Source organism: Streptomyces sp. NPDC058662, from assembly GCF_042716255.1.
Taxonomy (GTDB): domain Bacteria; phylum Actinomycetota; class Actinomycetes; order Streptomycetales; family Streptomycetaceae; genus Streptomyces.
In genome coordinates this window covers 59,695-77,461 of the sequence record NZ_JBHXRU010000015.1, presented here as the reverse complement: position 1 = coordinate 77,461, position 17,767 = coordinate 59,695, and the positions used below count along the sequence as shown (strand labels likewise).

The following is a 17,767-nucleotide window of genomic DNA, read 5'->3' as shown; positions in this document are numbered from 1 at the left end:
CTCCCCTATTGGCCTGCGGCCCCCTCGGTCTGGTTCGCTTGGAGGCATGGAGATTCTGTGGTTGCTGTTCGCGATCGGCCTGATGGTGGCCCTCGTCATCCCGTACGTGCGGCGCAGGCGTGGCGGTATCCGGCTGGTCGCTCCCGGCAGCCCCGACGCCGCGGACCCGGCGAACTACGGGTTCGACCGGCAGGAGGACCTCGACATCCGGATCCCCGGCCCCGACCCGGACCTGATGGACGCCCTCGACCACGTGCAGCGCACCGGGCAGTGGCAGGCGGCCTCGCAGCTGCTGGCCGGGACCCCGAAGGAGGGCGAGCGGCGCTGGCAGCGTGTGCAGGCCTTCGGCGGGGCCGCGGCCCTGGAGCTCGTGCGGGAGCCCGGCGCGGGCGCCCGCTGGCTGAAGGCCTGGCGGCTGGAGGCGGAGAAGGACGCGGGCGGCGCCCAGGTGCACGCCGAACTGCTCGTGCAGCAGGCGTGGCGGCATTCGGGCGGGGTGGGCTCCAAGGACCACCGGATCATCGTGGAGGAGGCGCGCGAGGCGTGCCGCCGGGCGGCGCTGCTGGCACCGGGCGATCCGGTCCCGTACATCACGGAGCTGGCGGTCGCGCGGGCGCTGGCGTACTCGGAGGCGGAGTTCGACGACCTCTGGGCGAAGGTCATCGACCGGGCGCCGCAGCACATGGGCGCGCACCTGGCGGCGCTGCACTACTGGTGCGAGAAGTGGCACGGCTCGCGGGACAAGGCGGACGTGTTCGCGCACGCGGCCGCGGCCCGGGCCCCGCACGGTTCGCTGCTGGCGGCGCTGCCGCTGTTCGCGGTGTACGAGCACCTGCCCGAGGTGATCCTGGTGCGGGGCTTCTACCGCAGCGAGGTCGTGACCCGGGCGGTGGAGGGCGCGCTGTACGCGGTGCGGACGGCGCGGGCGGACGATCCGATGCTGGCGCACGTCCGGCACCTGCTGCTGGTGTTCCTGGTCAACATGGAGCGCTGGGCGGAGGCCATGGAGCAGGTGCGGCACGTGGACGGCTACGTGGGGGCGCTGCCGTGGTCGACGTCCGAGGACCCGGCGGCGCAGTACGCGATCTACCGGGCGCTGGCGGTCGCGGGGTACGAGGCGAACGGCGGCTCCCCGGCGACGCTCCCGCACTGATGGAGCGGTCGGCTCCGTTTCCCGCGGCCGACCCGCCCCCCACCTGCGGAGATCGCGGGGAATAAGGTTGCCGTAAGTGACGACCGGGCCGCATGATGCCCGGTGGGCTCCCCCGCGGCCCCGGACCCGGACCAGGTCCCGGCGCGGGGGACGCACGTCCGCACCGCACCGCTTCATCCCGTGGGGGGATCTGTCCATATGGGCGCTTCGCTGCGCGCCTTGCGCGCCCTCGTCCTGCTCGCCGGCTTCTACCTGCTCGGCGTCGTCCTGCTGGCCGTCCTCGTCTGCGCCGACGTGGCCGCCGCGACCTGGCTGGCCGGCGCGGCCGCCGCCAAGGTCCTCATCGTCTCCGTCGTCCTCGCGATCCCGATCGTGCGCGGCCTGTTCATGCTCCGCACGCCCAAGGGCGAGCCGCCGCCCGGCGTCCCGGTCACCGAGGAGCACGAGCCGCTGCTGTGGCGGACGGTGCGCGACGTCGCACAGCAGGTCGGCACCCGCGCCCCGGACGAGATCGTGCTGATCGGCGGGGTCAACGCGGCGGTCGGCGAGGACGCCGCGCTGCTGGGCCTGCGGCCCGGCACCCGCCGCCTGTACATCGGCCTCCCGCTGATGGCCGGCCTGGACGAGATGCAGCTGCGCGCCGTGCTCGCCCACGAGATGGGCCACTACGCCAACTTCGACACCCGGCTCACCCCGCTGATCGCGCGCGGCCGCGCCCAGCTGATCCGCACCGTCGACCACTTCCACGAGCGGGCCGACGCCAAGGTCGCCAAGGAGCGCGCCCGGCAGGAGAAGCAGGCCGCGAAGCGGATCGCCAAGGGCAAGAAGGCCGGCGAGGTCGACACCCGGGGCCAGGGCGCGATGTACCGCGGCATGGCCAGGATCTACCAGGCCTACGGCCGGTTCTACCTCCGTGCCACCCGCACCTCCGCCCGCCGCCAGGAACTCGCGGCCGACCTCGCCTCGGCGCGGGTCGCCGGCCGTGACGCCGCCGCGTCCGCGCTGCGCGAGGTCAACGCCCTCGCCCCGGCGCACGAGTTCTACATGGACTCGTACGCCACCCTCGGGGTCGGCGCCGGTCTGCTGCCCCGTCCCGGCCAGGTCTTCGGCGGCCTGAGCCGGCTCCTCGACGCCCGCGCCCAGGAGCTTGAGGGCCTGCGCCGGGAGCTGTCGGACGAGCCCGTCACCCCGTACGACTCCCACCCGGCGCTCGCCGAGCGCGTGGCCCGCATCGAGGCCCTCCCCGACGACGGCCGGGCCGGGCAGTCCGCCCGCCCCTCGCTGGAGCTGTTGTCGGACGCGGACCGCGCCCTGGCCGCGCTGGAGCAGGCCGTGCTCTCCCCCGAGGCGCTCGCCATGGAACGGGCGGACTGGGAGGACCTCGTCCACCGGTCCATGACCCTCTACGTCGGCCGCGGCGCGCAGGAGGTCCGCGAGGCCGCGGCCGCCGAGGGCGCGGGCCCCGGACTGGCCGGCCTGCTGGACGCCGTCGACGCCGACCCGGCCGTGCGCTGGCGGATCGCCGACCGCTTCCCGAAGTCCGAGGAGGCGGCCGCGGCGACCGGCCGCACGGCCCGCGAGTTCGCCCGTCCCACCGTGCGGCAGGCCCTGAACCAGCTGGTCACCGTCGAGCTGACGGCCCGCGGCACCGCCCGCTGGCAGCTGTCCTGGTCCGATTCGGCCTCCCTGGGCTACCCGGACGGCGGCTTCGAGGACCGACTGACCCTGGCGCTGGACGCCGCCGTCGCCGACCGCTGCGACACCGAACCCCTGCGAAAGCTGGTGCTGGCCCCGTGATCGGTCTCGTCATCCTCGGCATCCTCCTGCTGGCCGGGGCGTACAAGGTCCTGCGCGGCGTGTACTTCCTGCGCAAGGCCAGGCGGCTGGAGGCGGAGGTCGCGGTCCTGGAGGCGCGTACCGCCTCGATCACCGCCCGTACCGCCGCGCGCACCGACGAGGAGAAAGCGCGCAGGGCCGCGGAGGTCGTCGCGCTCGGCTTCGTGCCCGAAGCGGACCTGGACACCGAGAACGCGCTGCCCCTCACCCCCGAGCGCACAACCGCGCTCAAGGCGGTGCGCTCCGGCGACTGGGAGGCGGGCGCCGCGTACGTGGAGGCGGCCGGGCGGGACTGGGAGGAGCGCTGGCAGCGGGTGCGGGCGCTCGCCGACGCGGCGGCCGACGACGACGCCTGGCTGGCGGCCTGGCAGACGGCCCGGCCCGGGGACGCGACGGCGGCCGTGGTGCACGCGGACACCGCGGTCCGGGTGGCCTGGAACGTACGCGGCTCCCAGGCGGGCAGCCGCACCACCCAGGAGCAGTTCCGGCTCTTCCACGACCTGCTGGTCGAGGCGCGGGAGCTCGCGCACCTGGCGCAGCGGCTGGCCGACCCGGCGGACCCGGTCCCGTACATGGTGGAGCAGCCCGTCGCCCAGGGTCTGGGCTACCCGCACGACCAGTACCGGGAGCTGTGGGGGGAGATCACCCGTCGTGCGCCGAAGGTACTGACGGCGCACACCAGCGCCCTCCAGTACTGGTGCGCGAAGTGGCGCGGCTCGCACGAGCTGGCGCTGGAGTTCGCGCGCGCGTCCGCGGCCGCGGGCGCGCCGGGCGAGCTGCTGTCGCTGCTCCCCCTGGTCGCGTACATCGAGCAGGAGGTGAAGGAGTCCGAGCTGCGGCCGGAGACCTTCTACAAGGAACCGGAGGTCCTCGCGGCCGTGGACGCGGCCCTGCTCGACCTGGCGGCGGCGGACCCGGGCGACCCGCGGGCGCTGCGCCTGCGGCACGTGCTGGCCTGGCTGCTGTTCTGGCAGGACCGGGACGCGGAGGCCGTGGAGCAGTTCCGCCACATCGACGGGTGCATCGGCGGGATGCCCTGGTACTACTGGCCGCGGTCGCGGTACGTCCACGCCCGGGACTGGGCGGTACGGGTGACCCTGCTGGAGGGCTGACCCCGGCGCCCCGGCCCGCCCGGAGCGCGGCGGCGGGCGGGCCGGGGTCCCCGATCGGGAATCCGGGCCCGCCCCCGGCCGTTGTGCAGGGCGAGAAGGAGGGAATCCATGTTCTCGTACCGCCGTACGCCCGAGCTGCCCACCCGCGAGGAGGCCCTGACCGGCCGCGCGGAGCCGCTCTTCGACCTGCCCGACCGCCATGCGGTGCTGGGGAACCCGCTGGCCGGCCCCTACCCGGACGGCCTGGAGGTCGCCGACTTCGGCCTGGGCTGCTTCTGGGGCGCCGAACGCAAGTTCTGGCAGACCCCGGGGGTGTGGACCACCCTGGCCGGCTACCAGGGCGGTTACACGCAGAACCCCACCTACGAGGAGGTCTGCTCGGGGCAGACCGGCCACACCGAGGTCGTCCGCGTGGTCTTCGACCCCGCCGCGGTCTCCTACGAGACCCTGCTCAAGCTCTTCTGGGAGTCCCACGACCCCACCCAGGGCTTCCGCCAGGGCAATGACGTCGGCACCCAGTACCGCTCCGCGGTCTACACCCACTCCGCCGCCCAGCAGGCGGCGGCCGAGGCCTCCCGCGCGGCCTACCAGCGGGTCCTGTCCTCCTCGGGCCACGGCGAGATCACCACGGCCGTGCTGCCGGCGGCGGAGCGCCCCTTCTGGCCCGCGGAGGCGCCGCACCAGCAGTACCTGGAGAAGAACCCGGGCGGCTACTGCGGCATCGGCGGCACGGGGGTCTCCTGCCCGATCGGCGTGGCCTCGGCGGAGTAGCCGCCGGCCCCCGGGGGCGGCCGGCCCGCGCCGGCCGCCCCCTCGCCGTGCCCGCGTACGCGTACCGTGCGACCGGCCCGGGGGTCAGATCGTGGAGGCGTCGATCACGAAGCGGTAGCGCACGTCGCTCGCCAGCACCCGCTCGTACGCCTCGTTGACCGCGTCGGCGGCGATCAGCTCGATCTCCGCGCCGAGGCCGTGCTCGGCGCAGAAGTCGAGCATCTCCTGCGTCTCGGCGATGCCGCCGATCGACGAGCCGGCGAGGGTGCGGCGGCCGCTGATGACGGAGAAGAGGTTGAGCTCGACGGGCTCCTCCGGCGCGCCGACGTTCACCAGCGCCCCGTCCACCTTGAGCAGCCGCAGGTACGCGTCCAGGCCGATCGGCGCCGAGACCGTGGACACGATGAGGTCGAAGGCGCCCGCCAGCTCCTTGAAGGTGGCCGGGTCGCCGGTGGCGTAGTAGTGGGAGGCGCCCAGCTTCAGGCCGTCCTCCTGCTTGCGGAGGGTCTGCGACAGGACGGTGACCTCCGCGCCCAGCGCGTGGGCGATCTTCACGCCCATGTGCCCGAGGCCGCCGAGCCCGACGATCGCCACCTTCTTGCCGGGGCCCGCCTGCCAGTGCCGCAGCGGGGAGTAGAGGGTGATGCCGGCGCACAGCAGCGGGGCCGCGACGTCGAGGCCGAGGCCGTCGGGGATGCGGACGGTGTAGTTCTCGTCGACGACGACATGGGTGGAGTAGCCGCCGTACGTGGGCTCGCCGTTCCTGTCCAGGGCGTTGTAGGTGCCGGTCGCTCCCTCGGCGCAGTACTGCTCCTGCCCCGCGAGGCACTGCTCGCACCGGCGGCAGGAGTCCACGAAGCAGCCCACGCCGACCCGGTCGCCGACGGCGAACCTCGTGACGCCCGGGCCGGCCTCGATGACGACTCCGGCTATCTCGTGGCCGGGGACCATCGGGTAGATGCCCTCGCCCCAGCCGTCGCGGGCCTGGTGGATGTCGGAGTGGCAGATGCCGGCGTACTTGATGTCGATGAGGACGTCGTGCTCGCCCACCGGCCGGCGCGGGACCGTGGTGCGCTCCAGCGGGGCCTTGGGGGCGGATGCCGCGTAGGCGGCGACCTGGGTGACGGACATGGGGGGTGCTCCTCGGCATGGCACGGGGTGTGTACGGGGACGCGCACCTCGGCGGCGCCGTGCGGCCGGGTGGCACTGTCCAGCCTGCCCCGGCACGCGGCTCCCACCCAGCCCCCTGTCCTGCCTAGGACCGGCGGACCTACCACTGGCAGGGTCAGGCTCACGCGCGGCCCGCGACGCCCCGCCCGGTGATACTGGAGTGATGGACCAGCTTGATCAGCGAGCCGAACTGGGCGAGTTCCTGCGCTCCCGCCGCGCCCGGCTGCGGCCCGAGGACGTGGGCCTGCCGGACTACGGGCGGCACCGCCGCGTCCCGGGGCTGCGCCGTGAGGAGCTGGCGCAGCTGGCCGGGGTCTCGGTCGCGTACTACACGCGGCTGGAGCAGGGCAACGGGCACAACGTGTCGGCCGAGGTGTTGGACGCGATCGCGCGGGCCCTGCGGCTGGATGACACCGAGACGGCGCACCTGACACACCTGGCCCGCCCCCGAGCGCGCAGGCGCCGCCAGAGCCCCCGCCCCCAGCAGGTGCGGCCGGAGCTGCGGACACTGCTGGACGCGATGGACGGCGTGCCCGCCTACCTCGTGGGGCGGCGCCAGGACGTCATCGGCTGGAACCGGCTGGCGGTGGCGGTGTTCGGCGACTTCGGGGCGCTGCCGGCGGCGGAGCGCAACCTTGCGCGGCTGGTGTTCCTGGACCCGGCCACGGCGGAGCTGTACGCGGACTGGGAGTGCCGGGCGTGCGAGGTGGTGAGCAATCTGCGCATGTACGCGGGGCAGCACCCGGACGACGAGCGGCTGTCGGCGCTGGTCGGCGAGTTGTCGGTGAAGAACGAGGAGTTCCGGCGGCTGTGGGCGGCGCACACTGTGGCCGACAAGACGCACGGGGTGAAGCAGCTGCGGCACCCGCTGGTGGGCGCGATGTCGCTGACGTTCGAGACCCTGCGGCTGCCGGACGATCCGGAGCAGTCGCTGGTGGTCTTCCATCCGGCGCCGGGCTCCGCGTCCGAGGACGCCCTGCGGCTGCTGTCGTCCTGGACGTCGGCGCCGCCTCCCCCGGGCGACCAGGACCGGGGCGCCTCCCGCGACCGTGCCGGGGACCGGGACCGGCCGCCGACCCGCCCGGCCCCCCGGGCGTCGTAGACACGCGCGGCCGCGAAACGCCGGACGGCGGGGAGCCCGTGGGCTCCCCGCCGTCCGCGGAGTCGGAACGTGGCGCTCGTGCGCGGTGTCAGACGGCGGCGCCGGCCTTCCACTCGGCCCAGCTCATGTTCCAGCCGTTGAGGCCGTTGTCGGGCTTGATGGTCTTGTCCGGGGAGTTGACCACGGTGACCACGTCGCCGATGAGCGAGTTGTCGTAGAGCCAGGCGGCCGGCTGGTTCGGGTCGTTCGCGCCCTTCACGTCGTTCAGTCCGACGCAGCCGTGGCTGGTGTTGGCGCTGCCGAAGACCGAGTCCGGGCCCCAGTAGTTGCCGTGGATGAAGGTGCCCGAGGTGGACAGGCGCATGGCGTGCGGGACGTCCTTGATGTCGTACTCGCCCTTGCCGTCGTCGTCCGTGAAGCCGACGGTGGCACCGTTCATCCGGGTCTCCTTGAACTTCTCGGAGATCACCATCTGGCCGTTGTAGGTCGGGTTCTCGGGGGAGCCGGCCGAGATCGGGATGGTCTTGAGGACCGCGCCGTCGCGGGTGACCGTCATCTTCTTCGTCTTGGCGTCGACCGTGGAGACCTGGCTGCGGCCGATCTTGAAGGTCACGGTCTTGCTCTGGACGCCCTGGACGCCGGGGGCGCCCTGGACGCCTTCCAGCGCCAGCTTCAGCGTGACGGTGGAGTTCGCCTGCCAGTACTTCTCCGGGCGGAAGTCCAGCCGCTGCGAGCCGAACCAGTGGCCGACGACCTCCTGGCCGCTGCTGGAGGAGACCGTGATGGCCGACTGGACGGCCTTCTGGTCCTTGATCGGCTTGTTGAAGGTGATCGAGACCGGCATGCCCACGCCGACGGTCTGGCCCTCGTCCGGGATGAACGAGCCGACGAAGCTGTTCTCCGGGGAGACGGTGGTGAAGGAGGCGTTCTCGTGCGCCTCGCGCCCGTCCGCGTCCTTCGCGGTCGCTGACAGGGAGTACTTCGTGGAGCGCTTCAGGGCGGTGTCGGGCTTCCAGCTCTTGCCGTCGGCGGTGATCTTGCCCGCCACGGCCGTGCCCTCGGAGGTCTTCAGTTCCACCTTGGTGAGCGTGCCGTCACTGACGGCGACGTTCGTCGCGTCGTTGAGGCCGACGTTGGTGGCGCCGTCCTTCGGAGTGATGGCTATTCGGGCCTTGGAGGCGTCCTTGGCCGCGGCGGCGTCCACTTCCGCCTGCGACTTGCTGGCCTCACCGTTGGCCTTGGGCTCGCCGCCCCCGTCGTTGCACGCCGAGAGCATCAGTACACCGCCGAGCACGGCGGATACGGCCACCAGGGACCTTCTCCGCCGGTTGCTGTCCGTCCTCACACGCCACTCCATCGTTGCCGGTTATCCCGAGGCTGCCGTCCCGGGACTGGCCGGGCAGGGGGACGCACCCCCTGCCTCGTCCTGACAACGCGTTAACGGCGCGGGCCGGTTCCACATCCCGTTCGAATGTGGGCCACCCCACGGTCAGGCGTTGTCGGTTTCTTCGTCGAAGGCACCATCTTCCTCGTCGAGGTCCCACTCCATCGACTCGGGGTCGTATTCGACGGGCTCGCTGCTCCAGGAAGCCTGCGCGAGCTCGACACCGGGGATCTCCGCGACCAGGTCGGTGGGGTCCACCAGGTAGGCGAGGGCCTCGGATTCGTCCTCGCGGACGGCGGACTCGGCGTGGCCGCGCTCCTCGTCCGGCATGAACTCGTCGGCCTGGATGTGCGCGAGAGCGGCTCCGGTGAGTGCCTGGGTGTCCGGCACTTCGAGCACCAAATCCACCCGAAGCCGTACGTATCGTGATGTCTCAGAAGAGGTCATACGACGGAGAGTAAGCCCGTGGAAGCCCCGACTTTCCCACGACCCGCCCCTTTCCGTAGCATCACCGCACACGGCCAATTCGCTGCTGCCGCAAGGGGGATCGCACCGTGTCCGCACGCCGACCGCTGCTCACCGCTCTCGGAGCGACCACCCTCCTCGCCGCCCTGTGGTTCGTCCCCTCGGCGGGCGCCACCGCGCCCGGCGCCGAGACCCCCGCCGGACACGGCACTTCCGGCGGTTCCACGGCGGTGCCCGCCGCCGCGAACACCGCGGGCACGCCCGACGGCAGTCCGACCCCGCGGGAGGCGACCCCCGTGCTCGCCGACACCGGGTCCGTCGACACCGCGCCCTACCTCCTGGGCGGCACGCTCCTGCTGGGCGTGGGGGCCGGGTTCGTCACCTTCTCCGTGCACCGCTCCCGCACCCCGTAACGCGCCCGAGGGCCGCCCGGGGTCTCCCGGACGGCCCTCACGGACGTACGCCGACGCCGTCAGGCGAGCGGGCCCGTCACCGGTTCCACCGCGGCGACGAGAGCGCCCGTACGGATGAACGCGTCGGCGACGGCCAGGTCAGGAGCGAGGAAACGATCCGGCCCGGGGCCCTGCACACCGGCCGCGCGGGCGGCCTCGATGGCGGCGCGGCTGGCCGGGGCGGGGGTGAGCCCGTGGCGCAGTTCGATGGCGCGGGTGGCCGCGTACAGCTCGATGGCGATGATCCGGGTCAGGTTGTCGACGGCGGTACGCAGCTTGCGGGCGGCCGACCACCCCATCGAGACATGGTCCTCCTGCATGGCGGAGGACGGGATCGAGTCGGCCGAGGCGGGCACCGCGAGCCGCTTCATCTCGCTCACCAGCGCGGCCTGGGTGTACTGGGCGATCATCAGCCCGGAGTCGACGCCGGCGTCGTCCGCGAGGAACGGCGGCAGGCCGTGCGAGCGGTTCTTGTCGAGGAGGCGGTCCGTGCGGCGTTCGGCGATGGAGCCGAGGTCGGCGGCCGCGATGGCGAGGAAGTCCAGCACGTACGCGACCGGCGCGCCGTGGAAGTTGCCGTTGGACTCGACGCGCCCGTCGGGCAGGACCACCGGGTTGTCGACGGCGGCGGCCAGTTCGCGGGAGGCGACGAGCGCGGCGTGCGCCATGGTGTCGCGGCCCGCTCCGGCGACCTGCGGGGCGCAGCGCACGGAGTAGGCGTCCTGCACGCGGGGCGCGGACTCCTCCTGGAAGTGCCCGGTCAGGCCGGAACCCTTGAGCACGGCCGCCATGTTGGCGGCGGAGGCGCTCTGTCCCGGATGCGGGCGGATGGCGTGCAGCTCGGGCTGGAGCACCTTCTCGGTGCCGAGCAGGGCCTCCAGCGTGAGCGCGGCGGTGATGTCGGCCGAGGTGTAGAGCCTGCCGAGGTCGGCGAGGGCCATCACCAGCATGCCGAGCATGCCGTCGGTGCCGTTGAGGAGGGCGAGGCCCTCCTTCTCCCGCAGTTCCACGGGCTCGATGCCGGCCTCGGCGAGCAGTTCGCCGGCGCTGCGCACGACCCCGTCCGGGCCCTCGGCGTCGCCCTCGCCCATGAGGGCGAGCGCGCAGTGGGACAGCGGCGCGAGGTCGCCGGAGCAGCCGAGGGAGCCGTACTCGTGGACGACGGGGGTGATCCCGGCGTTCAGTACGTCGGCCATGGTCTGCGCGACGGAGGGCCGGACGCCGGTGTGGCCGGAGGCGACGGTCTTCAGGCGCAGGAACATCAGGGCGCGCACGACCTCCCGCTCGACGCGCGGGCCCATGCCGGCGGCGTGCGAGCGGACGATGTTGCGCTGGAGCTGGGCGCGCAGCTCGGGACTGATGTGCCGGGAGGCGAGGGCGCCGAACCCGGTGGACACCCCGTAGACGGGCTCGGGCTTGGCGGCGAGGGCGTCGACGATCGCCCGGGCCCGGGCGAGGGCGTCGAGCGCCTCGCCGGAGAGCTCGACGCGCGCGTTGCCGCGCGCGACGGCGATGACGTCCTCGGCGGTGGTCCCGGACGTCCCCACCACGACAGTGTGCATATCCATATTCAGCACCCTACGGACTGAATCCCTTCATGTCACTAGCCACTTCCGCGAGGGACCCTTACGCAGGGCGACCGGCCTCGGCGGCGCCGGGCGGGCCGCGCCCTCAGCCCCGCCCCCGGAACCGGCGCCGCTCCCCCGATCCCTCCTGGGCGGCGTCGGCGAGCCGCACCACGGCGGTGTCCCGGCCCGCCACGACGGGTTTCGCGGAGCGGGCGGCCTTGGCCTTGTACTGGGCCGCGTCCGCCAGCCGGAACAGCCTTCGGGAGGACTGCACCGGCCCGATCGGGTCACCGGTGGAGGCCACCCCGCAGGCGACCCCCTCCCCCAGTTCCAGCTCGGCGGCGCGGGCGCAGACCTCCTCGGTGACCCGTACCACCTCGTCCGCCGTCGGACCGATCCCGACCAGGCAGAACTCGTCGCCGCCGAGCCGGGCCACCAGCGCGCCGGGCAGTATGGCGCCGCACCGGCTGAGCACCGAGCCGAACCGCTCCAGCAGCCGGTCGCCCATGGCGTGCCCGAGGGTGTCGTTGACCTTCTTGAGCCCGTTCAGGTCGCAGACCACGAGGCTGACCACCGTTCCGGTCCGCCGGTGCTCCTCCAGGGCCTCGTCGAGGCGCATGTCGACGGCCCGGCGGTTGGCGAGCCCGGTCAGCGGATCGGTGAAGGCCAGGCGCCGGGCCTCCTCCAGCCGCTCGTTCTGCGCGAGCCCGGCGGCGACCACCGCGGCCAGGACGGCGGCGAACTCGGCGTCGTCCTCGTCGAAGTCCGGCAGCCCCTCGTCCCGGGCCACGTACAGCTCGCCCCACGCGCGCCCGCTCAGCACGATCGGGGCCACCACGCACGTACCCCGTCCGCGCCGGCGCAGGGCCTCCCCGCGCCGCCCGGGCCGGTCGCCGACGGCGCTCTCGACCCAGGCGTGCGGACCGGCGCCGCCGACCCACCGTTCATGGAGGAACTCGGTGATCTCCGGGAAGTCGTGCACGGGATAGGACTCGTCCTCGGGGAACTCCTCCTCGCCCGGGCGGCGCTCCCCCTCGTTCACGAGCACCCGCAGGCGGCCCCGCTCCCGCTCCCACGCCGAGATGGCGGCGAAGGACCCGTCCATCGCCACCCGCGCCCCGCGCGCGGCCGCCCGCACCATGTCGCGCGGCGCGCACGCCGCGGCCATCGCCTGCGCGAGGCCCACCACGGCTCTCAGCCGCCCGTCGAGTCCCATCACCCCAGGTTAGGGAGTTTTGTCAGACTTAGTGATAATTGGCGCGGCTTTCGCCCGCTGCAAGATCACCACGGGCGGTCGGCCGCGACCCGCCGACCCGTCCCGCTACTGCCCCGGCCAGTTCGGCCTGCGCTTCTCGTTGAACGCCGCCACACCCTCCGCGCGGTCGCCCGAGAAGGCCACCGTCCGCCAGGCCGCGTCCTCGATCTCCAGCCCGGCCGACAGGTCCATCCCGTGCCCCAGCCGCAGGGCGCGCTTGGCCGCCCGCAGGCCCACGGGCGAGTTCGCCGCCATCCGCGCCGCCAGGGCCAGCGCCTCGGCCGTGTCCCGTCCGGCCGGCACGACCGAGTCCACCAGGCCCAGCGACAGCGCCTCGGCCGCCTCCACCCGGCGGGCCGTGAAGATCAGCTCGGCGGCCCGCGCCGCCCCCACCCGGCGCGGCAGCAGCTGCGTGCCCCCGCCGCCCGGGATCACTCCCACCGACACCTCCGGCAGGCCGACCACGGCGGTCTCGTCGGCGACGATCACGTCGCACGCCAGGGCCAGCTCGAAGCCGCCGCCCAGCGCGAACCCGTGCACCGCCGCGACGGTGGGCATCGGCAGCTCCAGCACGCCCCCGTACGCGCCCCGCGTGGTCGGCCGCTGCCGCACCAGCTCGGCGTCCGACAGCGCGTTGCGCTCCTTGAGGTCCGCCCCGACGCAGAACGCCCGCTCGGCGGTGGAGGAGAGCACGACCACCCGTACGGACGGATCCGCCGCGAGGGCGGCGCAGGCCGAGCCGATGGCGCGCGCCATCGCCGTCGACACCGCGTTCATCGCCTTGGGCCGGTCGAGGACCAGCTCGGCGACCCCGCCCTCGTGCCGGCGCACCACCACGAACTCCGACCCGGATCGCGGCTGCGACACCGATTCCGACACCGATTCCGACATCACAGGCCCTCCCGGTTAACGAACGTTACCCGGGGATCTTAGGCTTCCGCCTCGTCAGCGACCAGGGCTCCACGACGCCCAGCCCGCGCACGGGCCGCTGCCACATGGGCTGGAGCGCGAAGCGGTAGGAGCCGCCGCCCTCGGCCTCGGCCTCCTTCTCGGACACCGGCGCGGCCCCGGTCCGGCCCAGCTCCTCGGCCATCGCGCCGTCCACCAGCACCGCGTCCTTCGGCGCTATCGACGTAAGCCGGCTCGCCAGGTTCACCGTGGTCCCGAAGACGTCGCCCATCCGGGTCGTCACGGTGCCGAAGGCGATCCCGACCCGGAGCTCGGGCATCTGCGGGTCCTCGCCCATCGTCTCGATGAGCCGCAGCGCGATCTCCGCCGCCGTCGCCGCGTCGTCGGCGCAGTAGAGCACCTCGTCGCCGAGCGTCTTGATCAGCCGTCCGCCGTGCGCGGCCACCAGGTCCGCCGCGGTCGTCTCGAAGGACTCGACCAGCTCGCCGAGCTCCTCCTCCTCCAGTCGCCGGGTGAGGCGGGTGAAGCCCACCAGGTCGGCGAAGCCCACGGCGAGCCGCCGGTCGACCATCTCGTCGTCGTCCGCCACCTGCACCACGCGCCCGGTGGCGGCCGCGAGCTGGCGCCGCCACACGTAGACGAGGAACTCCTCCAGCTCCGGCAGCAGCAGCTCGACCAGCGGGTACGTGACCTCCGTACGGGTCATGCCCGGCTCCGGCGGCTCCGTCAGCCCCTCCAGGAAGGAGTCGATCTGCCACTCGGCGAGCCGCGCCGTGGTCTGCCCGGTCGAGCGCGCCACCTGCACCGCCATCGGCTCGGACAGCAGCCCGGCCTCCACCAGGCCGGCGAGGCGGCGCAGCGCCAGTACGTCCGCCTCCGTCAGGGCCTTGGCCTGGCCGATGTCGGCGAAGCCCATGGCCCGCCAGAAACGCGAGGCGAGCTCCATCGAGACACCGGCGCTGCGGGCGGCCTGGAAGGGGGTGTAGCGGCGCTCGGCGCCCAGGATCAGCTGTTCGAGCCGGATGGCGAGCGGGTCCGCCGTCGGTTGCGCGGTGTGGTCGACCTCGTGGTGCGGGGTGTGCTGGTCCCGCCCGATCGGCGTCGCCGGACCGGATCCGGAGCCGCCCGCACCGGCGGACGCGCTGGACGAAGAGTCGTCGACGGTCAAGAGCCGCCTCCTGTCCATTCCGTGCGCACTGCCCTGCCGAACCGGTTGATCACCGCGAGCACCGGGATCGCCTAAACCATACGGCAGGTGTGCCGTACCTCACTCCCCCTTCCGCGGGGCCGTCCACCGGGCGCCGGATCAGTGGACGGAGCGGAGGTGGATCACGTCACCGGCGCCCACTGCCTCGTGGTCGCCCGCGGCGGTCCGGATCAGGAGCCGGCCGTCGGTGTCGACCGCTTCGGCCGTTCCGGTGAGCGTGCGCCCGCCCGGGAGCTCCGCGCGGACGTGCCGGCCGAGGGTGGCGCAGCCCGCCGCGTAGGTCTCCTGGAGGCCGCTGGCCGCCGGGTCGCCCCCGGTCGCGCGCCAGTTCCCGTACCACTGCTCCAGGGAGCGCAGTACGGCCTTCAGCAGCGGGTCCCGGTCGGTCACGGAGGCCTTGGCCAGGGCCAGCGAGCCGGCGGCCGGCACCGGCAGCTCGTCCTCGGTCAGGGTGACGTTGAGCCCGATCCCCAGGACGATGCCGTCGGGGACGAGCTCGGCGAGGATCCCGCCGGTCTTGCGCTCCTCCCCCTCGACCGCGACGAGCAGGTCGTTGGGCCACTTCAGCGCGGTGTCCACGCCCGCGGCCCGGGACAGCCCGGTGGCGGTGGCCACCCCGGCGAGCAGGGTCAGCCACCCCCAGCGCTCCTGCGGGACCGCGTCGCCCGGCCTGAGCAGGACGGAGAAGAACAGTCCGGACCGGGCCGGGGCCACCCAGGCCCGGTCGAGCCGGCCCCGCCCCGAGGTCTGCTCCTCGGCGACGAGCACGGCGCCCTCCGGGAGCGTCGCGGCCCGGGCCGCCAGGTCGCTGTTGGTGGACCCGGTGGAGTCGACCACCTCCAGGGAGGTCCACAGCCCGCCCTCGACGACGAGGGCGCGCCGCAGGCTCGCGGTGTTCAGGGGCGGCCGGCCCAGGCTGGACCAGCGTCCGGCGGAAGCTCCGGCTGAGGGCTCTGATGACATGGTCGGGTCCTTATGTCGCCGTGGGTGGTCCGGTGACCCGAGGCTGTGGTCGGATCGTGACCGACCCTAACTTCCGCGCGGCGGGGAATTCGGTGGCAAAGGGGGCATTCGGCTTCCGTTTCTCCGGCGACGGCCCCGGGCCGGGCCTCCGACGTGTCGGGGAGCGTGATCCGGAGCATGCTGGAGAGGGCCGTTCGCCAGTGCTGCGACCGGGAAGGTGCCGTGCCGGGCGCCGCGACCCGCCGGACCTTCCCGGTCACAGCACTAGAGAAGGCGGCGGCGGCAGGCAAGCCACATCAGGTGTGTCAAACGCCGCACTGCCGAGCGCCGTGCCCGCCGATACGCTACGCACCAGTAGCCAGCAGTGGTCAATGAATTGACCAGGCAGTTGACACCACGCAGGGAGCCGCGACCCCGATGTCACAACCGTCAGAGCCGATCGACATGCACACCACCGCGGGCAAGATCGCGGACTTGCAGCGCCGCATCGACGAAGCCACCCACGCAGGATCCGCGCGTGCCGTGGAGAAGCAGCACGCCAAGGGCAAGCTGACGGCGCGTGAGCGGGTGGCCCTGCTGCTGGACGAGGGCTCCTTCGTCGAGCTGGACGAGTTCGCCCGGCACCGCTCCACCAACTTCGGCCTGGAGAACACCCGTCCGTACGGAGACGGCGTCGTCACCGGCTACGGCACGGTGGACGGCCGTCCGGTCGCTGTGTTCTCGCAGGACTTCACCGTCTTCGGCGGCGCCCTCGGCGAGGTCTACGGCCAGAAGATCATCAAGGTGATGGACTTCGCGCTGAAGACCGGCTGCCCCGTCGTCGGCATCAACGACTCCGGCGGCGCCCGCATCCAGGAGGGCGTCAGCGCCCTGGGCATGTACGGGGAGATCTTCCGCCGCAACGTCCACGCGTCGGGCGTCATCCCGCAGATCAGCCTGGTCGTCGGGCCCTGCGCGGGCGGGGCGGTCTACTCCCCCGCGATCACCGACTTCACGGTCATGGTCGACCAGACCTCGCACATGTTCATCACCGGTCCGGACGTCATCAAGACGGTCACCGGCGAGGACGTCGGCTTCGAGGAGCTCGGCGGCGCCCGCACCCACAACTCCACCTCGGGTGTGGCGCACCACATGGCGGGTGACGAGAAGGACGCCATCGAGTACGTCAAGTCCCTGCTGGCGTACCTGCCCTCGAACAACCTGTCCGAGCCGCCCGCCTTCCCGGACGAGGACTACACCGACCTCGAAGTCTCCGACACCGACCGCGAGCTCGACGTACTGATCCCGGACAGCGCCAACCAGCCGTACGACATGCACACGGTGATCGAGCACGTGCTGGACGACGCGGAGTTCCTGGAGACGCAGTCGCTCTTCGCGCCGAACATCCTGACCGGCTTCGGCCGCGTCGAGGGGCACCCGGTGGGCGTGGTCGCCAACCAGCCGATGCAGTTCGCCGGCTGCCTCGACATCAACGCCTCCGAGAAGGCGGCCCGGTTCGTCCGAACGTGCGACGCCTTCAACATCCCGGTGCTGACGTTCGTGGACGTGCCCGGCTTCCTGCCGGGCACCGACCAGGAGTACAACGGCATCATCCGGCGCGGCGCGAAGCTGATCTACGCCTACGCCGAGGCGACCGTCCCGCTGATCACGGTCATCACCCGCAAGGCCTTCGGCGGCGCCTACGACGTCATGGGCTCCAAGCACCTCGGCGCGGACCTCAACCTGGCCTGGCCGACCGCCCAGATCGCCGTCATGGGCGCCCAGGGCGCGGTGAACATCCTGCACCGCCGGGCCATCGCCGAGGCGGAGGCCGCCGGCGACGCCGAGGCCACGCGGGCGCGGCTGATCACCGAGTACGAGGACACGCTGCTGAACCCGTACACGGCCGCCGAGCGCGGGTACATCGACGCGGTGGCCATGCCGTCCGAGACCCGGGCGCACGTGGTGAAGGGGCTGCGCCAGCTGCGCACCAAGCGGGAGTCCCTGCCGCCCAAGAAGCACGGCAACATCCCCCTCTAGCCCCTCCAGGAGGTCTCTGTGGTGATCAAGGTCGTCAAGGGCAACCCGACCCCGGAGGAGCTGGCCGCCGCACTGGCGGTGGTCCAAGCGCGCGCGGCCGCACTGGCTTCGGTGCAGCCGGGCGCGCCGCGGGTGGCGGACGAGTGGTCGGCGCCGGCCCGGGTGGCCCGGCACCGGCTGCCGCGGCCGGGCCCGGCCGCGTGGGGCCGTACGTACTGGCCCGGCTAGGGCGTCCGAAAGAGCGCCCTGGTGCCGTGACCGGATCAGCCGGAGCGCCGTCCGGCCGGAAGGAAAGATGGTGTGAACGGGGGGTGGGGGGGCGGCGACGGGTAGGAGACCCACCCCCCCCCCCCCCCCCCCAGCTACGGTCCAGCGGAGTGAAGGACCAAAAAAAAAAACCG

At 73.1% G+C, this 17,767-nt stretch carries 16 protein-coding genes; 8 read left to right on the top strand and 8 right to left on the bottom strand.

The genetic code is table 11. From position 1 onward, the window contains the following. Nucleotides 1-46: 46 nt before the first annotated feature. The 4 genes from ACFWUQ_RS08740 to msrA all read left to right on the top strand — a co-directional run bounded on the left by ACFWUQ_RS08740 (nucleotide 47) and on the right by msrA (nucleotide 4,872). Nucleotides 47-1,153 carry a hypothetical protein gene (locus ACFWUQ_RS08740; protein WP_384534786.1) on the top strand — a complete coding sequence of 369 codons (1,107 nt, stop codon included), beginning with the start codon at nucleotides 47-49 and terminating at the stop codon, nucleotides 1,151-1,153. Nucleotides 1,154-1,351: 198 nt separating this feature from the next. Then, the gene (locus ACFWUQ_RS08735) at nucleotides 1,352-2,950 is read left to right on the top strand and encodes a M48 family metalloprotease (protein WP_384534783.1); all 1,599 of its coding nucleotides are present in this window, start codon (nucleotides 1,352-1,354) and stop codon (nucleotides 2,948-2,950) included. Further along, nucleotides 2,947-4,101: a hypothetical protein gene (locus ACFWUQ_RS08730; protein WP_384534781.1), complete on the top strand. Its 1,155-nt coding sequence runs from the start codon at nucleotides 2,947-2,949 to the stop codon at nucleotides 4,099-4,101. The genes ACFWUQ_RS08735 and ACFWUQ_RS08730 overlap by 4 nt, the downstream gene beginning before the upstream one ends. Nucleotides 4,102-4,209: 108 nt before the next feature. After that, on the top strand, nucleotides 4,210-4,872 hold the full coding sequence (msrA, locus tag ACFWUQ_RS08725) for a peptide-methionine (S)-S-oxide reductase MsrA (RefSeq protein ID WP_384534778.1): 663 nt from the start codon (nucleotides 4,210-4,212) through the stop codon (nucleotides 4,870-4,872). A gap of 84 nt (nucleotides 4,873-4,956) precedes the next feature. On the opposite strand, the gene ACFWUQ_RS08720 is transcribed toward msrA, so the two are convergent. Continuing rightward, nucleotides 4,957-6,003 (bottom strand): NAD(P)-dependent alcohol dehydrogenase, encoded by a 1,047-nt coding sequence (locus ACFWUQ_RS08720; protein WP_384534776.1) that lies wholly within the window; start codon nucleotides 6,001-6,003, stop codon nucleotides 4,957-4,959. 202 nt (nucleotides 6,004-6,205) lie between these two features. Here ACFWUQ_RS08720 and ACFWUQ_RS08715 point away from each other — a divergent pair, with 202 nt between their 5' ends. Then, nucleotides 6,206-7,144, top strand: coding sequence for a helix-turn-helix transcriptional regulator (locus ACFWUQ_RS08715; protein WP_384534773.1), 939 nt, complete (start codon nucleotides 6,206-6,208; stop codon nucleotides 7,142-7,144). 88 nt (nucleotides 7,145-7,232) lie between these two features. Here the strand turns inward: ACFWUQ_RS08715 and ACFWUQ_RS08710 are convergent, their stop codons facing one another. Both ACFWUQ_RS08710 and ACFWUQ_RS08705 read right to left on the bottom strand, forming a co-directional pair. After that, on the bottom strand, nucleotides 7,233-8,501 hold the full coding sequence (locus tag ACFWUQ_RS08710) for an Ig-like domain-containing protein (RefSeq protein ID WP_384534772.1): 1,269 nt from the start codon (nucleotides 8,499-8,501) through the stop codon (nucleotides 7,233-7,235). Nucleotides 8,502-8,633: 132 nt separating this feature from the next. Next, nucleotides 8,634-8,975 carry a hypothetical protein gene (locus ACFWUQ_RS08705; RefSeq protein ID WP_384534769.1) on the bottom strand — a complete coding sequence of 114 codons (342 nt, stop codon included), beginning with the start codon at nucleotides 8,973-8,975 and terminating at the stop codon, nucleotides 8,634-8,636. A 107-nt stretch (nucleotides 8,976-9,082) separates the two neighbouring features. Here ACFWUQ_RS08705 and ACFWUQ_RS08700 point away from each other — a divergent pair, with 107 nt between their 5' ends. Then, nucleotides 9,083-9,406, top strand: a complete 324-nt coding sequence (locus ACFWUQ_RS08700) for a hypothetical protein (protein WP_384534766.1) — start codon at nucleotides 9,083-9,085, stop codon at nucleotides 9,404-9,406. Between the two features lie 59 nt (nucleotides 9,407-9,465). Here ACFWUQ_RS08700 and hutH read toward each other — a convergent pair whose 3' ends face one another. The 5 genes from hutH to ACFWUQ_RS08675 form a co-directional block, all read right to left on the bottom strand. Further along, the gene (gene hutH, locus ACFWUQ_RS08695; protein ID WP_384534838.1) at nucleotides 9,466-11,007 is read right to left on the bottom strand and encodes a histidine ammonia-lyase; all 1,542 of its coding nucleotides are present in this window, start codon (nucleotides 11,005-11,007) and stop codon (nucleotides 9,466-9,468) included. Between the two features lie 109 nt (nucleotides 11,008-11,116). Beyond that, entirely contained in the window at nucleotides 11,117-12,229 is a 1,113-nt protein-coding gene (locus tag ACFWUQ_RS08690; RefSeq protein ID WP_384534764.1) for a diguanylate cyclase domain-containing protein, read from the bottom strand. 105 nt (nucleotides 12,230-12,334) lie between these two features. Then, entirely contained in the window at nucleotides 12,335-13,135 is an 801-nt protein-coding gene (locus ACFWUQ_RS08685) for an enoyl-CoA hydratase/isomerase family protein (RefSeq protein ID WP_384534835.1), read from the bottom strand. Nucleotides 13,136-13,184: 49 nt separating this feature from the next. Continuing rightward, nucleotides 13,185-14,345 (bottom strand): adenylate/guanylate cyclase domain-containing protein, encoded by a 1,161-nt coding sequence (locus ACFWUQ_RS08680; protein WP_384534761.1) that lies wholly within the window; start codon nucleotides 14,343-14,345, stop codon nucleotides 13,185-13,187. Nucleotides 14,346-14,483: 138 nt separating this feature from the next. Beyond that, nucleotides 14,484-15,347 carry a biotin--[acetyl-CoA-carboxylase] ligase gene (locus tag ACFWUQ_RS08675; RefSeq protein ID WP_384534758.1) on the bottom strand — a complete coding sequence of 288 codons (864 nt, stop codon included), beginning with the start codon at nucleotides 15,345-15,347 and terminating at the stop codon, nucleotides 14,484-14,486. A gap of 417 nt (nucleotides 15,348-15,764) precedes the next feature. On the opposite strand from ACFWUQ_RS08675, the gene ACFWUQ_RS08670 reads away from it, so the two are divergent. Both ACFWUQ_RS08670 and ACFWUQ_RS08665 read left to right on the top strand, forming a co-directional pair. Then, nucleotides 15,765-17,366 carry an acyl-CoA carboxylase subunit beta gene (locus tag ACFWUQ_RS08670; RefSeq protein ID WP_384534755.1) on the top strand — a complete coding sequence of 534 codons (1,602 nt, stop codon included), beginning with the start codon at nucleotides 15,765-15,767 and terminating at the stop codon, nucleotides 17,364-17,366. An 18-nt stretch (nucleotides 17,367-17,384) separates the two neighbouring features. After that, on the top strand, nucleotides 17,385-17,594 hold the full coding sequence (locus tag ACFWUQ_RS08665) for an acyl-CoA carboxylase epsilon subunit (RefSeq protein WP_384534753.1): 210 nt from the start codon (nucleotides 17,385-17,387) through the stop codon (nucleotides 17,592-17,594). Nucleotides 17,595-17,767 lie beyond the last annotated feature (173 nt).

Bases quoted from the DNA above. Each gene is read 5' to 3' on its own strand.
- ACFWUQ_RS08740 (WP_384534786.1), top strand. From the start codon at position 47: ATGGAGATTCTGTGGTTGCTGTTCGCGATCGGCCTGATGGTGGCCCTC.
- ACFWUQ_RS08735 (WP_384534783.1), top strand. From the start codon at position 1,352: ATGGGCGCTTCGCTGCGCGCCTTGCGCGCCCTCGTCCTGCTCGCCGGC.
- msrA (WP_384534778.1), top strand. From the start codon at position 4,210: ATGTTCTCGTACCGCCGTACGCCCGAGCTGCCCACCCGCGAGGAGGCC.
- ACFWUQ_RS08720 (WP_384534776.1), bottom strand. From the start codon at position 6,003: ATGTCCGTCACCCAGGTCGCCGCCTACGCGGCATCCGCCCCCAAGGCC.
- ACFWUQ_RS08715 (WP_384534773.1), top strand. From the start codon at position 6,206: ATGGACCAGCTTGATCAGCGAGCCGAACTGGGCGAGTTCCTGCGCTCC.
- ACFWUQ_RS08710 (WP_384534772.1), bottom strand. From the start codon at position 8,501: ATGGAGTGGCGTGTGAGGACGGACAGCAACCGGCGGAGAAGGTCCCTG.
- ACFWUQ_RS08705 (WP_384534769.1), bottom strand. From the start codon at position 8,975: ATGACCTCTTCTGAGACATCACGATACGTACGGCTTCGGGTGGATTTG.
- hutH (WP_384534838.1), bottom strand. From the start codon at position 11,007: ATGCACACTGTCGTGGTGGGGACGTCCGGGACCACCGCCGAGGACGTC.
- ACFWUQ_RS08690 (WP_384534764.1), bottom strand. From the start codon at position 12,229: ATGGGACTCGACGGGCGGCTGAGAGCCGTGGTGGGCCTCGCGCAGGCG.
- ACFWUQ_RS08675 (WP_384534758.1), bottom strand. From the start codon at position 15,347: ATGTCATCAGAGCCCTCAGCCGGAGCTTCCGCCGGACGCTGGTCCAGC.
- ACFWUQ_RS08670 (WP_384534755.1), top strand. From the start codon at position 15,765: ATGTCACAACCGTCAGAGCCGATCGACATGCACACCACCGCGGGCAAG.